1 protein-coding gene is annotated in these 610 nt (G+C 76.4%); it reads left to right on the forward strand.

What is annotated here, in order from left to right; translation table 11 throughout:
* On the forward strand, positions 1–610 hold a 610-nt coding region (locus tag VR44_RS40245; RefSeq protein WP_045952657.1), incomplete at both ends, for a serine/threonine-protein kinase.

Genomic DNA, 610 nt, shown 5'->3' on the forward strand with positions numbered 1-610 from the left:
GGTGACGGCGCTGACGGAGATCCACCGGGCGGGGCTGATCCACCGCGACCTCAAGCCGGAGAACGTCCTGCTCAGCCAGGACGGCGTCCGGGTGATCGACCTGGGCATCGCGCGGGCCGCCGAGAGCGGGGTGGACACCCGGCTGACGCGGACGGGCCTGGTGATCGGCTCCCCGGCCTTCATGTCGCCGGAGCAGGCCGAGGGCAGGGAACTGACCCCGGCCAGCGACCTGTTCTCGCTGGGCTCGGTGCTGGCCATGGCGGCCACGGGGGTCAGCCCGTTCGCCGCGGACTCGACCCTCCAGACCCTGTTCAACCTGGTCCAGACCCTGTTCAACCTGGTCCACGGGGAGCCCGAACTGTCGGCGGTCCCGGCGGGGCTGCGCCCGCTGGTCGCCCGCTGCCTGGCCAAGGCCCCGGCCGACCGGCCCACCCCGGCGGAACTGCTGCACCTCCTCGGCCCGGTGCCCCCGGCAGGCCGCCTGCCGTGGCCGCCGGCGGTCCACGGACTGATCGCCGCCCAGGGGGCGGCCATCGACCGGCTCCTGGGCGTCGGCCCCGGCCCCGCCCCGGGGCGTCCGGCACCCCGCATCCCGCACCCCCGCCTGCCG

Origin of the sequence: Streptomyces katrae (assembly GCF_000966975.1) — a bacterium.
GTDB lineage: Bacteria > Actinomycetota > Actinomycetes > Streptomycetales > Streptomycetaceae > Streptomyces > Streptomyces katrae.